Origin of the sequence: Paraglaciecola sp. L3A3 (assembly GCF_009796765.1) — a bacterium.
Classification (GTDB): Bacteria; Pseudomonadota; Gammaproteobacteria; order Enterobacterales; family Alteromonadaceae; genus Paraglaciecola.
The window spans coordinates 1,511,558-1,530,352 of record NZ_CP047023.1; the positions used below are offsets into that span (position 1 = coordinate 1,511,558).

Genomic DNA, 18,795 nt, shown 5'->3' on the forward strand with positions numbered 1-18,795 from the left:
GTTAGAGCCTTTTTTTATGTCTGTGATTACTGTTATCGAACGTTTCTTCATCAATTTAAATGGAAGATGGAATTTATTTACATTGTTTTACTGTTTTTGTTTGAACTTTACCTGCCCAGCCCCATATAGTTTACAAGATAAAATATAAATGACTTAGTACGAGACCTAGTATGACAGAAGAGCGAGAAAATCACGTAGAAATTCCAGTCTTGGCTTTACGTGATGTGGTAGTTTATCCACATATGGTAATCCCCCTATTTGTAGGTAGAGAAAAATCAATCCGCTGTCTTGAAGCTTCAATGGATAAAGACAAACAAATCTTCTTAGTAGCGCAAAAAGATGCTGGAGTTGATGAGCCTCAAGTAGATGATATTTTTTCTGTAGGTACACTCGCGACTATTTTACAGCTTCTTAAGTTACCTGATGGCACAGTAAAAGTGTTAGTCGAAGGCAATAAGCGCGGAGAAATTCAAGACTTCGTTAGCACTGAAGATTTTTTTATTGCCAATGTAAAAAGCTCAGTAGATAAAGAGTTACCAGAAGCGGAACAAGAAGTACTTATCCGCTCAGCTATTTCTCAGTTTGAAGGTTATGTCAAACTGAATAAAAAAATTCCACCTGAAGTGTTAACGTCGTTAAATGGTATAGAAGATGCTGCACGTCTTGCTGACACTATGGCCGCTCACATGCCATTAAAGTTAGCAGAAAAGCAAAAAGTATTAGAAATGCTTGCTATTAACGAACGTCTAGAATATTTAATGGCCTTGATGGAAAGTGAAATCGACTTATTACAAGTTGAGAAAAAAATCCGTACTCGCGTCAAAAAACAAATGGAAAAAAGCCAACGAGAGTATTATTTGAATGAGCAAATGAAAGCTATTCAAAAAGAACTGGGTGAAGGTGAAGATTCAGTTGATGAATTTGAAGGATTAAATCAAAAGATTGTTGATGCCAAAATGCCTGCTGAAGCTGAGAAAAAAGCTACTGCAGAGCTAAATAAATTAAAAATGATGTCTCCTATGTCTGCTGAAGCAACAGTGGTCCGTAGTTATATAGAATGGCTAACAAATGTACCTTGGGTCAAACGCAGTGCGGTAAAGAAAAATTTAGCTTTGGCTGACGAAGTATTAAATTCAGACCATTATGGTTTAGATAAAGTGAAAGAACGCATTATCGAATATTTAGCTGTGCAACAAAGAGTTAAAAAACTTAAAGGGCCTATTTTATGTCTTGTAGGTCCTCCAGGTGTAGGTAAAACTTCATTAGGACAATCTATTGCTAAAGCCACAGGACGTAAATATGTTCGTATGGCCTTAGGGGGGGTTAGAGACGAAGCTGAAATTCGTGGTCATAGACGCACATACATTGGTTCTATGCCAGGTAAAATGATTCAGAAAATGGCGAAAGTTGGTGTCAAGAATCCACTTTTCTTACTTGATGAAATAGACAAAATGTCTTCAGATATGCGTGGAGATCCGTCTTCTGCATTGTTAGAAGTTTTGGATCCTGAGCAGAATAGTACTTTTAGTGATCACTATCTCGAAGTGGATTACGATTTATCTGATGTAATGTTTGTGGCTACTTCTAACAGTATGGATATTCCAGGACCTTTATTAGATAGAATGGAAGTAATTCGTTTATCCGGTTATACAGAAGACGAAAAACTGAATATTGCCACTCGACACCTAATGGAAAAACAAATATCTCGTAACGGTCTAAAAGGTGGCGAGTTAATTATCGAAGAGAGTGCCGTTATTGGCATTATTCGTTATTACACTCGGGAAGCGGGTGTCCGTAACTTGGAAAGAGAAATTTCTAAAATTTGCCGTAAGGCTGTGAAAAATATCTTATTAGACAAGTCCGTAAAACAAGTTGTTGTGAATCAAGATAACTTGAAAGAATATTTAGGAGTACAGCGTTTCGACTATGGTAAAGCCGATAAAGAAAATCAAATTGGTCAAGTTACCGGTTTAGCTTGGACTCAAGTCGGCGGTGAATTACTGACTATTGAAACCACATCAGTGGTAGGTAAAGGTAAAACAACATTTACCGGTTCTCTTGGTAATGTTATGCAGGAATCTATACAAACGGCTATGACTGTTGTACGTAGTCGCGCTGAAAAGTTACGTATTAATACAGATTTTCATGAAAAAAGAGATATTCATGTGCATGTGCCTGAAGGTGCAACTCCAAAAGATGGCCCGAGTGCGGGTATTGCCATGTGTACAGCACTGATTTCTACATTGACGGGTAATCCTGTTAGATGTGAAGTGGCCATGACAGGTGAAATTACATTAAGAGGTGAAGTATTGCCAATTGGTGGATTAAAAGAAAAATTATTGGCTGCTCATCGTGGTGGAATTAAGACAGTAATCATTCCAAAAGACAACGAAAGAGACTTAGAAGAGATCCCTGACAACGTAAAACAGGACTTAAATATCCATCCTGTGCAATGGATTGACGAGGTCTTAGTCTTGGCTTTAGCTGAAAATCCGGAGAAATTTACTCCAGTTAAGACAAATAAGTCTAAAAAATAAGCATTTTAAGGTTTTTTTTTCTGATTTTTTTAGTTTTAGGGCTTCACTATGTAAAAAGATATGGTAGCCTTTGTTCCAGATTCGCTTAAGGCCTTGTCGCAAAAGGGATTGAGACGACTCATAAATGTTACATTTTTGTAAGTTGCTTGAATTTATGTTTCAAGCTTGATATAACAATCCGGCTTCGCATGTTGCGAGTCATTAGTATAATAAATAACACATGAAGGGGTTCATATTTTGAATAAGTCAGAACTTATTGATTCTATCGCTGCAAGTGCAGACATTTCTAAAGCTGCTGCTGGTCGTGCATTAGACGCACTAACAACTGCAGTTACTACAGCACTTAAAGATGGTGATCAAGTTGCGTTAGTTGGCTTCGGAACATTCTCCGTACGTGAACGTGCTGCTCGTAGTGGTCGTAATCCACAAACTGGTGAAACTATTCAAATTTCAGCAGCTAAAGTACCTTCTTTCAAAGCTGGTAAAGCATTGAAAGACGCTTGTAACTAAGTATTAGTCGAGTTTTTTTTAAAAGGCGATGATTTCATCGCCTTTTGTTTTTGTGAAACAAAAGTTTTTTTATACCGTTGAAAGATTTACCAGAATTCCTCATTCGCTAAACACTTTTTATTTGATAATAAACATTCTTAATAATATTACTTGTTTAGTATATAATCTCGCCCGTTTACGGCAGAGGTAACCTCTCAGCTTATCGAATAACCGCTCATTTGGAGTTTGGACTTAAGTATGTTGGAAAGAATTAGAGAAGGATCACAAGGCGTTTGGGCCATGGGGATCTTAGGATTAGTGATATTAAGTTTTATGTTTGCTGGTGTAGGTAGCTACATCAACTCTTCGGGGGCAACAGTTGCGGCGAATGTTAATGGCGAAGAAATCACTCTTGATGAACTTGAAAAAGCTTATCAAAACGAACGAGCTCGTATGGAACAGCAATACGGCGATGCCTTTGCAACTTTAACCAGCGATGCTGGTTATTTACAAAACTTTAGAAAAGGTATACTTGATCGCTTAATTGGTGAAAAGCTAATGGATCAAGCGGCTGATAATCTAGGTTTACGTGTGAGTGATGAGCAGATCAAAAAAGCTATCGTCAGTATGAATGAATTTCAAATTGACGGGAAATTTGATAATGACAGATATTTGGCGATTTTACGCCAAGCAGGATATCAGCCTAGTACGTTTAGAGATTATATGCGTGTTGATATGGTACGCAGACAACTTTCTCAATCTTTGATTGGTAGCGAATTTGCGTTGTTAAATGAAGCTCAGTTTGCGCATATGATACAACAACAAACTCGTGACTTACGATATGTGACTGTACCTGCAAGTAAGTTTAATGACAAAGTTGAAGTTTCTGAAGAGCAAATATCGACATATTATCAGGCTAATATTAGTCAGTTCGATACTGAAGAAAAAGTCAGCCTAGCTTATGTTGAGTTAACGCTTGAAGATCTGATGTCTGATGTAGTGGTCACTGAACAAGAATTATCTGACTATTATCAACAGAATATTAATGACTACCGTACATCTGAAGAACGCCAGGCATCGCATATTTTATTTGAAAGTAGCGAAGATGATGACTCTGTACTTGCATTAGCTGAATCAGTTTTGGCTAAAGTGGAAGATGGTGGTGACTTTGCTGAATTGGCTAAAGAATATTCTTCTGATACTTTCAGTGCTGAAAACGGTGGTGATTTAGGTTGGTTCGGTAAAGGCATTATGGATCCGGCTTTTGAAGAAGCTGCCTTTGAACTAAATGCTGCTGGGGATGTGAGTTCTGTAGTTAAGAGTTCTTTTGGTTATCACATTATTAAGTTAACTGATGTTAAGCCTGAGGAAGTAACTGCATTTGAAGATGTAAAAGATGAAGTAACGACTAAAGTCAAAACCAGTAAAGCGGAAGAAGAGTTTTATGCACTTCAGTTACGTATTGCTGAAGTGGCTTTCGAAATGCCTGATTCTTTAGAAGAAGTAGCAGCGGTTGCCAACAAGTCTATTCAGACCACTGATTTATTTACTCGTGTTGCCCCTCCACAAGTTGTGGCTAATCCTAAAGTGGTAGCCAGTGCTTTCAGTGATGAGTTAATCGCTGAAGGTGTCAACAGTGAAGTACTTGAGTTAGGGACTAACCACATTATGGTCGTTAGAGTCGCATCTCATGAAGAAGAGAGAACCAAAGCCCTTGATGAAGTTAACCAGCAAATAAAGTCAACCCTTTTGGCTGAAGGGGCTCAGCAAGCTGCTCGAGATTGGATTTTAGATGTTAAAACTCAACTGGCTAATAATGAAGATATTACCGCTAAGCTCGATTCTATGGAGTTAAGTTGGGAAGATAAAACTGCCGTAACTCGCAATGAAGCTGGTGTTTCTAGAAGTATAATAGAAGCGACTTTTAAACTAGCTGAAAACAAAACTGAAGTAGTGGATTTGATAACTGGCGATGTAAGTTTAGTACAATTAATGAAAGTGAATGAAGGTGAAGCTGCCGATAGTATGCAAATAACAAGCATACAGACTCAACTTGCTTCACTTAAAACACAAAACCTATATTCAGCTGTGATCGAATCATTACGAGCTGAAGCGGATATCGAAATATTACAATAAGAAGTAATAGAAATTTGCACAATAAAAAAGAGCGTTATCGCTCTTTTTTATTGTCAGAAGATTATGCTCATTTGACGATATTTATCTTTGAGTTATCCACAGCACAACCGTATAGAACACTGCAATAACGGTCGAAAATGCCAATATGTAGATATACCCCTGTTTACCTTGACCTAGAGTATAGCCTTGTAATTTTAGATACGCAGTCCAAATTAAACATAAAGCTAGCGGAAATAAAAACAACATTCTTAGCACAAAACGCCTCGTGTATTTCTTTGGTTTGTTAATAAATAAAGTCTAACAGAAAAATATAGGCTTTGTATTGGTGAAGTAGTTCTTAGCAGATCAAGAATATGACCTGACTAACGCATTTCTAACATGGTGTTCACCGTTCTCGGTAATTTTGCCATAATCCTCGGTTTTATTAGTCTTTTGCCTATTTATTGCATATAATCCGCGCGAAATTTTTAATGACTCATTTGTCGATGGGTTAACTTAGTATTTATAATTGGAGTTAAAAAGATGGCTTTAGAACGCACTTTTTCTATCATTAAGCCTGATGCCGTTGCTAAAAACGTTATCGGTGCTATTTATAATCGTTTTGAATCTGCAGGTTTAAAAATTGTTGCTTCTAAAATGGTGCATTTAAGTAAAGAAAAAGCTGAAGGTTTTTATGCTGAACACAGTGAACGTCCATTTTTCGGTGCGTTAGTTTCTTTTATGACTTCTGGCCCTGTAATGGTTCAAGTGTTAGAAGGCGAAAATGCAGTATTAAAAAATCGTGAAATCATGGGAGCAACTAACCCAGCAGAAGCACTAGCCGGCACATTACGTGCAGACTATGCTGAATCAATTGATGAAAACGCTTGTCACGGTTCTGATGCTCCAGCATCAGCTGCACGTGAAATAGCATATTTCTTTTCTGATGAAGAAATTTGCCCACGCACACGCTAAGTAAAGCAGTACAATAAGTAAAAGGGAGCTTCGGCTCCCTTTTGTGTTATCAGCTATTTGAATTATTTACCAAGATAACTCTGCATTGACCCACTAATCGGTTAAAATGAATACAGTGTTTTCTGACCATTGAGGTTTATTGTGACGTCCAAAGAAGTATCGCCCAAAACTGCAAAAATAAATTTACTTGATTTTAATCGTGCAGGTCTACGTGCCTATTTTAGTGAAATAGGTGAGAAGCCATTTAGAGCAGACCAAGTCATGAAGTGGATTTATCAGCAAGGCATTTCTGATTTCGAACAAATGACAAATCTTAATAAAGTGCTTAGAGCTAAACTCATCGCTAACTGCGAAGTGAAAGCGCCAGAAATTGCTTACCAACAAAATGCGACTGATGGCACCATTAAGTTTGCTTTGCGCTTAGAAGGTGGTCAAGAGGTAGAAACTGTTTGGATCCCTGATGGAGACAGAGCCACCCTATGTGTCTCCTCTCAAGTGGGCTGCGCACTTGAATGCACTTTTTGTTCCACTGCGCAACAAGGGTTCAATCGCAATCTAAAAGTGTCAGAAATTATTGGCCAAGTTTGGCGAGTGGCGGTGACTATTGGTTTAAATAACGATACTGCTAGAAGACCGATTACGAATGTCGTCATGATGGGCATGGGTGAACCTTTACTCAATGTCAAAAATGTCGTTCCTGCTATGGATTTGATGATGGATGACTTAGCTTTTGGTTTATCGAAACGTCGCGTAACCCTTAGTACTTCTGGAGTGGTACCCGCTCTTGATAAATTAGCTGATCAAATAGATGTCGCCTTAGCCATTTCGTTACATGCTCCTGATAATGAACTGCGTAATGAATTAGTTCCGGTTAATAAAAAATATCCAATTGAAATGTTTTTGGCCAGTGTTCGTGGTTATTTGGCTAAGTCTAATGCCAACTCAGGCAAAGTCACAGTTGAGTATGTGATGTTAAATGGTGTGAATGACAGTACAGACCAAGCTCACCAGCTAGCGAAAGTACTATCAGGCACACCCTGTAAAATCAACCTGATCCCATTTAATCCTTACCCGGGGTCACCGTATACCTGTTCTAGCAATTCACGTATTGACCGTTTTGCTAAAGTCTTGATGGAATATGGTTTAGTGGTAGTGGTTCGTCGTACTCGTGGAGATGATATTGATGCTGCTTGTGGTCAATTAGTAGGCGATGTGGTGGATAGAACAAAAAGAATCATGAAAAAAAGGCTGAAAGGGGAAAATATCTCAGTAAAAATGGCACAATAGATTTTTTTATGAGACAGCTACTTTTTATGTTAAGAATAAATTGCACGTTATTATTTATCGGTATGCTATTTGTTGGTTGCGCAGGACAAAATGGTTTGTACTCTGTCTCAGATGATTTTGATCAAAATAAAGCTGCACAAAATAGAATTTCTTTAGGTTTAACTTATCTTAGAAATGGTAATTATAGCCAAGCCAAATTTAACTTAGACAAAGCATTAGAGTTTGCTCCTAGATCTGCAGATGTGAATTATGCGATGGCCTATTACTACCAAAGAGTAGAGGAAATTGACAAGGCTGAAAACGCTTATCAATTTGCTATGGACTTAGAGCCAAAAAATGCCGATATCATCAATAGTTATGGGGCATTTTTGTGCGAAAATGGTAACTACCCCAAAGCGAAAGAGTATTTTTTAAAAGCGGTGAATACTAGTAATTATATTTCTAGTGCTGAAACCTACGAAAATTTGGCAATTTGTAGCCGTAGTTTAGGTTATCCTGAAGATGCAATTGGTTATTTACGCAGCGCCGTTAACCATCAACCTGGTAGAAGTAATAGCTTATATCTTCTGGTAGAAGCGCTGATTGATACACAGCAATGGCAAGAAGCCCGTGATGTATTAAGACGCTACGAACGAATAGCTCAAGTTAGTCCCGAAAGTTTGTTAATGGCGATTAAAATTGAAAAAGGCAGTAACAATTACGCTGCTGCGAAAGACTATACCGATATGTTGGTTAAGGTGTATCCAACACATCCAGAGGTGATAGCCTTATTAAAAGCAAAAGATCCTGTGGCTATGCAACCTAAAAAAGTGCAGAAAGTTTTAAAAATACAAAAGCCAACTAGTGATAAGCCTTTGCCATTGGTCGACACTGTTTCAGCAGCAAAGCAAGAAAGTGTTACGAATAAAGCTGATGTTGTGATTGCAGAAAACACACAGTCCAATATAGAATCTGAGAACAAACTACAAGCTAGCTATCATATTGTTGCCAAAGGAGAAAATTTGTACCGAATTTCTCTTATGTATAATATAAAAATGCAACGTTTGGTAGAATGGAATAATTTATCCAAGGCCTCTGCTATATACAATGGCATGAAATTAAGCCTTGTATCCCCTAATTCTGACGAGTAATGTAATAATATGAGCGAAGAACAAGTACCAGACAAAGAAGTAGTCATTATTGGGCCCGGTGAGATTTTAAGAAAGGCGAGAGAGGCGGTTAATTTAACCCCAGATGATATCGCCTTAAAAATTCGTTTAAAAAAGACATTAATCGAAGAGCTTGAACAAGACAATTATGACATTAATATTTCGCTAACTTTTATTAAAGGTTACCTGAAGCTTTATGCTAAACAGGTTAATGTACCTGAAGCAGAAATTGTTGCTGCATTTGAAGCTTTAAATACTCAGAAAAAAGAGCCTGCAAAACTACAAAGTTTCTCTCGTCGCTTTAACCATCAAGCTAACGATGACAAATTAATGTTAGTCACTTATTTAATTGTGGCTGCCGTGATTGCTCTAGCTGTGGTTTGGTGGTTCCAACAAAGTGAAACTGAAATAAGTCTGTTTTCTGAAAATACTGTAACAATTGAGCAGGAAACCGATAACGTATCTTTAAAACCTTATTCTCAATCCAGCTCAACTGCAGAATTGACTGATGTCGAGTCAGAGATTTCTGTTGATGAATTAAGCTTGCCACCTGTCATTGAGCAAACTGAAGATACTATTACTGAACAAGTTGAAGCCGTTGGATCTAGCTTGGAGGATACACAGAATGACAATGGCGCCACTGTTTCCACAGAATTAACCAATACCCTTGATCCTATTGCAAGCCAAGTTCCGGTAACCGAAGCCCCTATTGAGTTAGTCTTTGAATTTTTAGACAACTGCTGGACTAATATATCGGATGCAACAGGTGAAGATATTGCCTACGGAGTAAAAACCAAAGGCAGGATCATGACTATCACGGGTATACCGCCTTTTGTTGTTACTTTAGGTGCGCCAGAAGTAGTGAAAATTTCTTATGATGGACAGCCTGTGGATATGTCATTCATAGTGCCAGGGCGCAGTGCCAAGTTCGAATTACCTTTATCTGAATAATCTAGAGTTAAAATATTACCATGTTTGCAGATTCTCCTATTAAACGTCGTGCCTCAAAACGCATATATGTAGGCAATGTTCCTATTGGTGATGGTGCGCCTATTGCCGTGCAATCTATGACCAACACTCTGACTACTGATGTTGCAGCAACTGTTGCCCAAATTAAAAGAATTCAAGCTGTGGGCGGTGATCTAGTAAGAGTCTCAGTGCCAACTATGGATGCAGCAGAAGCGTTTAAATTAATTAAACAACAAGTTAGCATTCCACTGATTGCAGATATTCATTTTGATTATCGTATCGCCCTAAAAGTGGCTGAGTACGGGGTTGATTGTTTACGTATTAACCCAGGCAATATTGGCTCTATGGAAAGAGTTAGAGCGGTCGTTGATTGTGCCCGTGATAAAAATATTCCAATTCGTATTGGGGTGAATGGTGGCTCTTTGGAAAAAGAAATTCAGGAAAAATACACTGAACCCACTCCAGCTGCTTTGGTTGAATCAGCTATGCGCCACGTGGATATTCTAGACAAGCTTAATTTTGATCAGTTTAAAGTCAGTGTTAAAGCTTCTGATGTTTTTTTAGCGGTAGGGGCATACCGAGAATTAGCTAAACAAATTGAACAACCCTTGCACTTAGGCATTACTGAAGCCGGCGGTATACGTGCTGGCGCAGTAAAAAGCTCTGTCGGTTTAGGTATGTTATTAGCCGAGGGCATAGGTGATACAATTCGTATTTCTTTGGCTGCCGATCCGGTGGAAGAAATCAAAGTGGGTTTTGATATTTTAAAATCCCTGAGAATTCGTTCTAGAGGCATTAATTTTATTGCTTGTCCAAGTTGCTCTCGTCAGGAATTTGATGTGATCAGTACAGTCAATGCATTAGAACAAAGATTAGAAGATTTATTAACACCCATGGATGTGTCGATTATTGGTTGTGTGGTGAATGGACCGGGAGAAGCTGAGGTTTCTGATTTAGGCTTAACCGGTGCTCGTAATATGAGTGGCTTTTATTTAGACGGTAAACGTCAGAAAGAACGATTATCTAATGATGATCTGGTTGATCAGTTAGAAAAACGGATCAGAGCCAAGGCCAGTCAGATTGATGCGGGCAATAAAATAGCCATTAAGCAGTTAAGTTAAGGCTTATGCTTATTTAGCTAGGTTATTTCCTAACCAGTGTTTTACGTTTTAGCACAAAGCCCCTATAATGCGGGGCTTTTTTTAATTATTGCAATAAGAGATTACAGTTAGTGTCGAAACAAATTCAGGCAATTCGCGGAATGAACGACTGCTTACCTACAGAAACAAGTCTGTGGCAGTACGTTGAATCCACTGCGCGCCAAGTCGTCGCCAGTTATGGTTATCAAGAAATACGTACCCCTATTGTTGAAAGTACCGACTTATTTAAACGGTCAATCGGTGAAGTCACTGACATAGTCGAAAAAGAAATGTATACCTTTGCCGATCGTAATGAGGATAGTTTAACTTTACGTCCAGAAGGTACTGCAAGTGTTGTCCGTGCGGGTAACGAACATGGTTTGTTATATAATCAGCAGCAACGTTTATGGTATATGGGACAAATGTTTAGGCATGAACGCCCACAAAAAGGTCGTTATCGTCAATTTCATCAGTTCGGGGTTGAGGTATTTGGTCTTGAAGGGCCAGATATAGATGCTGAAGTTATTTTATTAAGTGCCCGTTTGTGGAAAATGTTTGGTATTACTGAACATGTCACCTTAGAAATCAACTCTTTGGGTTCTGCTGAAGCAAGAGCTGCTTATAAAGAACAATTAGTGACCTTCTTAAAAACCAAACAAGCTGATTTAGATGAAGATAGTTTAAGACGTTTAGAGTCTAATCCCTTACGTGTTTTAGATAGTAAAAACCCACAAGTTCAAGCAGCCATAGTGGGGGCGCCTAAACTGATTGATTGTTTAGACGAAGACTCGACAAAACATTTTCAAGGTTTATGTGAACGATTAGACAAGTTAGGTATCCAATATCGAGTTAACCCGTCTTTGGTACGTGGTTTAGATTATTATAATCGTACTGTTTTTGAATGGGTAACCGACAGCCTTGGCTCTCAAGGGACTGTTTGTGCTGGTGGGCGTTATGATGGTTTAGTGCAACAGTTAGGCGGAAAAGGTACACAAGGCGTCGGTTTTGCAATGGGCTTGGAACGTTTAGTGCTAATGTTGCAAACCTTAGAGTTAGATAAAAATGTTGAACCCGCTGTAGATGTGTATATTACCGCTATGGATGAGTCAGTAGAACTTTATGCTCGGTTAATTAGTGAAGATTTACGAGATAATCTACCGCAATTAAGAATAATGAATCACTGCGGTGGTGGTAATTTTAAAAAACAAATGAAACGTGCAGATAATAGCGGTGCAAATATAGCGTTAATTATTGGCCAAAATGAATTTGAACAAGAACAAGTTGCAGTCAAATATTTGCGTGATCAACAAGCACAACAAACGATTGCTAAAAATGAACTAGTGGCGTTTGTTAGTAATTTATTTGCTAAATAAAACTGCAAAGTTAGATATTAATATTGAGTGTTACCAATATGGTAATCAAGTTGTAAGAGGAATAAACAATGGACCAGTTTGAAACTGAAGAACAACAAGTCGAAGCAATTAAACGCTTTTGGAAAGAAAATGGTACTGCGCTAATTGTTGGGGCTGTGTTAGGTCTTGGTGGTTTATATGGATGGCGTTATTACAATGACAGTCAAATTGAAACGAAAGAACAAGCTTCGATTGCATATGAAAAGGCTGCTTTAGAATTACTTAGCGATGACAAAGGTTTTAGTCAGGCCAAAAGTTATATCGATACTCACAGCGACACCGGGTACTCTTTGTTAATGGCTCTTGAGCTTGCTAAAAAAGCGATAGATAGTGAAGATTTATCTGAAGCTGCGAAACAATTAGAATTTGTAGTCTCTAACACTCAAGTATCTGCTGTTAAGTCAGTTGCACAAGTGCGTTTAGCTCGTATTCAATTAGAACAAGGTGAATTAGACCTTGCTTTAGCCACAGCTGATAGCATTGATGATGAAGCTTTTACGGGAGCATCTCAAGAAATTAAAGGCGATGTTTATAAAGCGCAGAAATTGTTTGATAAGGCTCGTGCTGCTTATAGTGCTGCGTTAGAAAATAATGAGCGTAATCCTGTGTTAAAAATGAAGTTAGATAACTTAGCTATATTGGCTAACGGGTAAGGTGGTAAACGTGAACCGACTTTTAGTATCTTTACTGCTGTCTAGTTCTTTAGTTTTGTCTGGATGTACAACTATCGCCAATTGGTTTTATGACGATGATGAACTTGAAATTCGTCGCTTAAAACCGATTGATGCTCAGTTTACCCCCAAGACATTATGGTCTGAAGATTTGGGTAATGGCATAGGTAAGTTTTATTCAAAACTGACTCCGGCCGTAAATTACGGAAAAGTTTACGCAGCTAATAGACAAGGTTTAATTGCGGCTTTTGATCAAAAGACAGGTAAACAAGTTTGGCAGAGAAATTTAGCCACATACAAAGAAGAAGGTTTAACTGCTAGTGTTAAAAAACTATGGTCTAACGGCATACCAGCCAAAATAGCTGGTGGTGTAAGTGTTGCTTACGAAACCGTCTTTTTGGGCACTGAAAATGGTGAAGTTATAGCGCTCGATGCCAATACCGGTGAACAAAAGTGGATCACTGAAGTAAAAGGTGAAGTTCTGGCTCCCCCGGCTGTCGATTCTGGTGTGATAGTGGTGAATACAGGTTCTGGATTTGTATTCGCTTTAGATGCATCGAATGGTGAGCAACTTTGGGTATATGAATCTGATGTGCCTCCTTTGTCTTTGCGAGGAGTTTCCGCTCCAGCTGCAGCCAATGGTGGTGCAATTATTGGTACTGCGACTGGTAAGTTAGTGGTTAATATTCTTGAGTCTGGGCAGTCTGCTTGGGAACAAGTTATTTCTGCAGCGACAGGTGTGACTGAATTAGAACGTATTGTTGATATCGATAGTAAACCTCTAGTGGCAAATGGCATTATTTATGTGATTTCTTATGATGGCAGTTTAGCTGCAGTAGAAATGCGTACAGGCCGAGTGATCTGGAAGCGAGAGTATAAGTCGTACCGCACTTTAAGTTTGTCTGGCACTACACTTTATTTAGTTGATACAAATAGTTATATCTATGCGTTAGACAGCCGTAATGGTGTTGAATTATGGAGTCAAGGTGCGCTGAAAAAACGCTTGTTAACAGGTGTCACTCCAATAGGTGATTATTTAGTAGCAGGCGATAAATATGGATATTTACATTGGTTTAGCCAAACAGATGGCGCTATAGTCGCCCGCCTAGAAGTGGGAGGGGATGATGATGATGAAAGCATTTATGCTGCTCCTATATCAGACGGTCAAGTGCTTTACACCCAAACCAGAGATGGTACATTGGTTGCTATTGAAACCCCTTAAGTTTTAAAGTATCGAGTTAAGTTCGATATTTATGATGTTTAATACGGCTAAGAATTTTTCTTAGCCGTTTTTGTCTACAGGATATGTATTTATGTTACCCGTCGTTGCCCTAGTTGGCCGTCCTAATGTTGGAAAGTCTACTTTATTTAACCGCTTAACTCGAACCCGAGATGCGTTAGTTGCAGATTTTCCTGGTTTAACCCGGGATAGAAAATATGGCCAAGCTGAATACGAAGGATTGCAATTTATTGTTGTTGATACTGGTGGTATCAGTGGCGACGAAAAAGGCATAGATATGGCAATGGCTGAACAATCATTGTTAGCCATAATCGAAGCTGATGTGGTGTTGTTTTTAGTGGATGCCCGTGTAGGGATGACAGCTGCCGATCAAGGCATAGCTGAGCATTTACGCAGACAAGAAAAACCTGTTTATGTGGTGGCTAATAAAGTAGACGGTATTGATGGCGATGCTGAAAGTGCAGACTTCTTTGCTCTTGGTTTAGGTGATGTCAATCAAATTGCCGCAGCCCATGGACGAGGTGTGACACAGTTATTACAAGCTTCTTTAGCACCTCTAGCTGACCAGTTCCCTGATATGCATGTTCCTGAAGAAAATGATGAAGAGTTTCAAGAGGAAGATGCAGAGGAGCAACTAGCTCGTCTTCAAGCTTTACCTATTAAATTAGCTATAGTGGGTAAACCCAATGTAGGTAAATCAACTTTAACCAATCGTATATTGGGTGAAGAAAGGGTCGTGGTTTATGACCAACCTGGTACCACTAGAGACAGTGTGTTTGTGCCTATGGAGCGAGATGGTAGAGAGTACGTATTAATTGATACTGCTGGCGTAAGAAGACGTCGTAATATCTCTGAAGCCGTTGAAAAATTCTCTATTGTTAAAACCCTACAAGCCATAGAAGAATCGAATGTGGTGCTGTTTGTGGTCGATGCCCAAGAAGGGATTACCGATCAAGATCTGAGTTTATTAGGTTTTATTTTAAATGCAGGTCGTTCGTTAGTTGTAGCAGTAAATAAATGGGACGGCTTAGATAAAGATGTAAAAGACGAAATTAAACGGGAATTAGACAGACGTTTAGGTTTTATTGATTTTGCCCGTTTACACTTTATTTCTGCATTACATGGTACAGGTGTAGGGCATTTGTTTGAGTCGGTACAGGAAGCTTATGCATCGGCAACCAAACGTATTACCACTTCAATGTTGACCCGTATTATGGATATGGCGCAAGATGATCACCAACCACCAGTTGTGCGTGGGCGCCGTGTGAAAATGAAATATGCTCATGCCGGTGGGTATAACCCTCCATTAATTGTTATTCATGGTAACCAGTTAAAAGATCTGCCCGATTCTTATAAACGTTACTTAATGAACTACTTTCGTAAGTCTCTGCAAGTCATGGGAACACCTATTAAGATTGAGTTTAGAGAAGGGGCTAACCCTTACGAAACTGATCACAGTAGTTTAAATGATTCACAACGTCGTAAACGCAGACAATTAATGCGCATGCATAAAAAGGCTAAATAAATCTGAAAAAATCAGATTAAAATATTTTAAAAAAAGTGGGGCAGAATAAGCAGTAGCTAGCCAATAGTGAGTAAAAAACACTGTGAACTGGCCCCATTTTAGGACTTCTCGGTCCTAATTCAGAAATATTACCCTAATATATTGAAGCTAGTTCTATCTGCTCTAACTAGCGTTTTTCATTCGCTTCGTTCTCCTGCGATTCTAATGATGGTTTTGCTTCTTTATCTGCTACTGGAATTTCAGCTAATTCAAGTTTTGTTTGTAATGTTTTAATGTGGATAAATGCTTTGTACCATTGCCGCGAAAATTTAGATATCTCGGCCAAACAATCAATTGACTCAGACATTTGTGCAATAGAAATTTGCGAACGTGTACCTTCTAGTATCAACTGCGCTTTAAAATCATCATGTTCAGCTTGTAGCTGGGTAAATTGTTGCTGCAGTAATTCGGTGTTATTGGCTTTCTCTGTACGACTAATAGTAATGAATGTCAGTACACCTGTAATATATTGTTTGAAATGTTTTTGATCTGAGGCAATAGCAGGATATTCCAGTTTGTTCAGGTGTTCTGCTAGATGCTCGATTGACGTTATGCAATTGACAAAATATTGGTTTATTCGCATCAAAGCCGCTAAATCATCAGTGGTATCTTGGCCTAAAACAGAACCTTGTATATTGACAATAAACTTGGATACTCCAGAACATCGTAGTTTTATGACGTTTATTTCATGTTTAAAGTCGTGACTTTTAGTGGCGTTCTCGGAGGAGAACTTTACATATAAGGTGATTATTTTGTCGGAAATAGCCAAACTTTCCAATATTAAGGCATTAACTGCAAGCACTGGAGTTTGCGCTATGGTGTTATCTAAAAATTGCGGGTGAGAGGCGGTTTCTTCCCATGTATGAAATCTGGCTTCTAAAAATGTCGCAAGACGATCATTAAAAGGATATATCAATAACACGCCAAGTATATTAAACAGGCTATGAAAAAGGGCTAACGAAATAGCTGGATCTGCATTTAGATTAAAAACTTTAGTCATTAGTGCGATCAGATAAAACAGCACGGGTAATAAAAGTAAAGCTACCATAGCGGTAGCTGCATTAAATATAACTTGAGCGAGGGCTACTCGTTTGGCGTTTGATGTCGCGCCAATTGAGGCTAGTAGAGCGGTAGAGGTTGTGCCAATATTCGCCCCAATGACCATAGCGCCCGCCGCATAAACACCAACCATTCCTGTAGACACTGCGGTGATAGTCAGTGCTATGGATGCACTTGAGCTTTGAGTTAATACAGTCATGATAATGCCAACCAATAGAAAGGTTACAATCCCCATAATACCGTCAGCTTTGAAGCTACTAATATCTAAGGTTTGCACAATCCCATCGAATGCATCTTTAAGAATATCAATACCAATAAAAAATAAGCCAAATCCGACTAATGCCGTACCAAAAGACGCAGCTCTTCCATGTTGTTTAACTAGCTTGAGTAACATGCCCAAACCCACCATGGGTAATGCAAAAGCATTAATATTTAGATTAAACCCCATTAAGGCTACTAACCAACCTGTCATGGTTGTACCAATATTTGCTCCGTAAATTATACCTAAAGCTTGGCGCATACTAATCAGGCCGGCATTAACAAAACCTAAAGAAGCTACGGTAACTGCGCTGGATGACTGGACTACTGCAGTCATAAAACAGCCAGAATAAATGCCGCGAAGTGGGGTACTGCTCCATTTTGATAGGAGTTTTCTAAGTGATGTGCCCGCGGCAAGTTTTAAGCCATCAGTCATCATTCCGATAGCTAATAAAAATAAGCCTAAACCTCCAAAAATAGTGCCTACTAAGGTTAATGATTCCACTTAAGAGTTACCCTTGTATTAATTTGAATATTGATTTTAGTCGAAATAGGTCTTTTTTATGGTTTCTATAATAAACATATTTTTATGCTGTAGCAGAATCAATCTTAAACGTTACTCACAACTATTTACTTTATTTATTATTTTTTAATGCTTTGTATATAGCACTGGTCAGTTGTTTTAATTGTGGCTGGCTGATGATATACGGGGGCATAATGTAAACCAGTTTACCGAAGGGGCGGATCCATACGCCTTGTTTGACGAACTCTTTTTGGATTTCAGCTACATTCACCGCAGATTTGGTTTCTACCACACCTATTGCGCCTAACACTCTGACATCTGCTACTGATTCTAAGTTCTTACAGGGTAATAAATCATTTTTCAGTTGTTGTTCGATTTGCGCCACTTGCTGTTGCCAATCACCTTGTTGGATCAGTTTTAAACTGGCATTGGCCACTGCGCAAGCTAGGGCATTTCCCATAAAAGTGGGGCCGTGCATAAATACACCAGGCTCACCTTGGCATACACCTTGAGCCACGTCTTCTGAACATAAAGTGGCCGCTAGAGTCATATAGCCGCCAGTTAACGCTTTACCTAAACACATGATATCAGGACTGATATCGGCATGTTCACAGGCAAAGAGTTTACCCGTGCGGCCAAAGCCTGTGGCGATTTCATCACAAATAAGCAGTAAGCCGTAATCGTCACATAGTTGGCGACAACGTTTTAAATACTCAGGATGATAAATACGCATGCCGCCAGCATTTTGTACTATAGGTTCAATGATCAGTGCTGCCAATTCATGATGATGGTTATGAATTAATTCTTCTAAAGATGCGATGTCGTCTTCGTTCCATTGTTTATCAAAACGTGTTTGTGGGGAAGGAGCAAATATTTGCTGATTCAGAGAATCAGTAAATAAACTATGCATGCCGTTCACTGGGTCGCAAACCGACATAGCAGCGAAAGTGTCGCCGTGATAACCGTTTCTTGGGGTAATAAACTTATGTTTGTTGCCATTGCCTTGGCAAGCCCAATATTGCAGGGCCATTTTCATCGCTACTTCTACTGATACCGAGCCAGAGTCTGCTAAAAATACTCTATCTAAACCCGATGGCGTGATATCAATTAATGTACGACATAAATCAATGGCAGGTTGGTGAGTTAAACCGCCAAACATCACATGGGAAAAATCTTGGGTTTGCTCTTGTACTGCTTTATTTAACTCCGGATGGTTGTAACCGTGAATCGCTGTCCACCAAGATGACACGCCATCTACTAGTTTTTCACCACTGGCTAAATGAATATAAACACCTTCAGCTTTGACTACTTGATAACAGGGCAGAGGATTAATAGCTGAAGTATAAGGGTGCCAAATATGTTGTTGATCAAAAAGAAGATTTGTTTGTATATTATCTTTGTTCAAAATT

The 18,795-nt window shown here is 38.9% G+C and carries 14 protein-coding genes; 12 read left to right on the forward strand and 2 right to left on the reverse strand.

Features of this window, described 5'->3' with window-relative positions:
* The first annotated feature begins 170 nt into the window (after positions 1 to 170).
* From lon to der, 12 genes are all read left to right on the forward strand, one after another.
* Positions 171 to 2,537, forward strand: a complete 2,367-nt coding sequence (lon, locus tag GQR87_RS06280; protein ID WP_158967601.1) for an endopeptidase La — start codon at positions 171 to 173, stop codon at positions 2,535 to 2,537.
* Positions 2,538 to 2,774: 237 nt separating this feature from the next.
* Positions 2,775 to 3,047 carry an HU family DNA-binding protein gene (locus tag GQR87_RS06285; RefSeq protein ID WP_158967603.1) on the forward strand — a complete coding sequence of 91 codons (273 nt, stop codon included), beginning with the start codon at positions 2,775 to 2,777 and terminating at the stop codon, positions 3,045 to 3,047.
* 237 nt (positions 3,048 to 3,284) lie between these two features.
* Complete coding sequence (locus tag GQR87_RS06290) at positions 3,285 to 5,162, forward strand: SurA N-terminal domain-containing protein (RefSeq protein WP_158967605.1); 1,878 nt, start codon at positions 3,285 to 3,287, stop codon at positions 5,160 to 5,162.
* A 522-nt stretch (positions 5,163 to 5,684) separates the two neighbouring features.
* Positions 5,685 to 6,116 carry a nucleoside-diphosphate kinase gene (ndk, locus tag GQR87_RS06295; RefSeq protein ID WP_158967607.1) on the forward strand — a complete coding sequence of 144 codons (432 nt, stop codon included), beginning with the start codon at positions 5,685 to 5,687 and terminating at the stop codon, positions 6,114 to 6,116.
* Between the two features lie 141 nt (positions 6,117 to 6,257).
* Positions 6,258 to 7,403: a bifunctional tRNA (adenosine(37)-C2)-methyltransferase TrmG/ribosomal RNA large subunit methyltransferase RlmN gene (locus GQR87_RS06300; protein ID WP_158967609.1), complete on the forward strand. Its 1,146-nt coding sequence runs from the start codon at positions 6,258 to 6,260 to the stop codon at positions 7,401 to 7,403.
* A gap of 26 nt (positions 7,404 to 7,429) precedes the next feature.
* Positions 7,430 to 8,533 carry a type IV pilus biogenesis/stability protein PilW gene (gene pilW, locus GQR87_RS06305; protein ID WP_158967611.1) on the forward strand — a complete coding sequence of 368 codons (1,104 nt, stop codon included), beginning with the start codon at positions 7,430 to 7,432 and terminating at the stop codon, positions 8,531 to 8,533.
* Positions 8,534 to 8,542: 9 nt separating this feature from the next.
* Positions 8,543 to 9,502: a RodZ domain-containing protein gene (locus GQR87_RS06310; protein ID WP_158967613.1), complete on the forward strand. Its 960-nt coding sequence runs from the start codon at positions 8,543 to 8,545 to the stop codon at positions 9,500 to 9,502.
* Between the two features lie 20 nt (positions 9,503 to 9,522).
* Positions 9,523 to 10,641 (forward strand): flavodoxin-dependent (E)-4-hydroxy-3-methylbut-2-enyl-diphosphate synthase, encoded by a 1,119-nt coding sequence (gene ispG, locus GQR87_RS06315; protein ID WP_158967615.1) that lies wholly within the window; start codon positions 9,523 to 9,525, stop codon positions 10,639 to 10,641.
* Between the two features lie 110 nt (positions 10,642 to 10,751).
* Positions 10,752 to 12,032, forward strand: a complete 1,281-nt coding sequence (gene hisS / locus GQR87_RS06320) for a histidine--tRNA ligase (RefSeq protein WP_158967617.1) — start codon at positions 10,752 to 10,754, stop codon at positions 12,030 to 12,032.
* Between the two features lie 68 nt (positions 12,033 to 12,100).
* Positions 12,101 to 12,724 (forward strand): tetratricopeptide repeat protein, encoded by a 624-nt coding sequence (locus tag GQR87_RS06325; protein ID WP_158967619.1) that lies wholly within the window; start codon positions 12,101 to 12,103, stop codon positions 12,722 to 12,724.
* A 10-nt stretch (positions 12,725 to 12,734) separates the two neighbouring features.
* The gene (gene bamB / locus GQR87_RS06330) at positions 12,735 to 13,964 is read left to right on the forward strand and encodes an outer membrane protein assembly factor BamB (RefSeq protein WP_158967621.1); all 1,230 of its coding nucleotides are present in this window, start codon (positions 12,735 to 12,737) and stop codon (positions 13,962 to 13,964) included.
* Positions 13,965 to 14,055: 91 nt separating this feature from the next.
* A complete protein-coding gene (der, locus tag GQR87_RS06335) occupies positions 14,056 to 15,507 on the forward strand; it encodes a ribosome biogenesis GTPase Der (protein WP_158967623.1) in 1,452 nt (483 codons plus the stop codon).
* 166 nt (positions 15,508 to 15,673) lie between these two features.
* Here der and GQR87_RS06340 read toward each other — a convergent pair whose 3' ends face one another.
* Complete coding sequence (locus GQR87_RS06340) at positions 15,674 to 17,368, reverse strand: Na/Pi cotransporter family protein (RefSeq protein WP_158967625.1); 1,695 nt, start codon at positions 17,366 to 17,368, stop codon at positions 15,674 to 15,676.
* Positions 17,369 to 17,498: 130 nt separating this feature from the next.
* Positions 17,499 to 18,791: an adenosylmethionine--8-amino-7-oxononanoate transaminase gene (bioA, locus tag GQR87_RS06345; RefSeq protein WP_158967627.1), complete on the reverse strand. Its 1,293-nt coding sequence runs from the start codon at positions 18,789 to 18,791 to the stop codon at positions 17,499 to 17,501.
* Positions 18,792 to 18,795 lie beyond the last annotated feature (4 nt).

Excerpts from the sequence above, each read along its gene's own strand:
- lon (WP_158967601.1), top strand. The coding sequence starts at position 171 with ATGACAGAAGAGCGAGAAAATCACGTAGAAATTCCAGTCTTGGCTTTA.
- GQR87_RS06290 (WP_158967605.1), top strand. The coding sequence starts at position 3,285 with ATGTTGGAAAGAATTAGAGAAGGATCACAAGGCGTTTGGGCCATGGGG.
- ndk (WP_158967607.1), top strand. The coding sequence starts at position 5,685 with ATGGCTTTAGAACGCACTTTTTCTATCATTAAGCCTGATGCCGTTGCT.
- pilW (WP_158967611.1), top strand. The coding sequence starts at position 7,430 with ATGTTAAGAATAAATTGCACGTTATTATTTATCGGTATGCTATTTGTT.
- GQR87_RS06310 (WP_158967613.1), top strand. The coding sequence starts at position 8,543 with ATGAGCGAAGAACAAGTACCAGACAAAGAAGTAGTCATTATTGGGCCC.
- ispG (WP_158967615.1), top strand. The coding sequence starts at position 9,523 with ATGTTTGCAGATTCTCCTATTAAACGTCGTGCCTCAAAACGCATATAT.
- GQR87_RS06325 (WP_158967619.1), top strand. The coding sequence starts at position 12,101 with ATGGACCAGTTTGAAACTGAAGAACAACAAGTCGAAGCAATTAAACGC.
- der (WP_158967623.1), top strand. The coding sequence starts at position 14,056 with ATGTTACCCGTCGTTGCCCTAGTTGGCCGTCCTAATGTTGGAAAGTCT.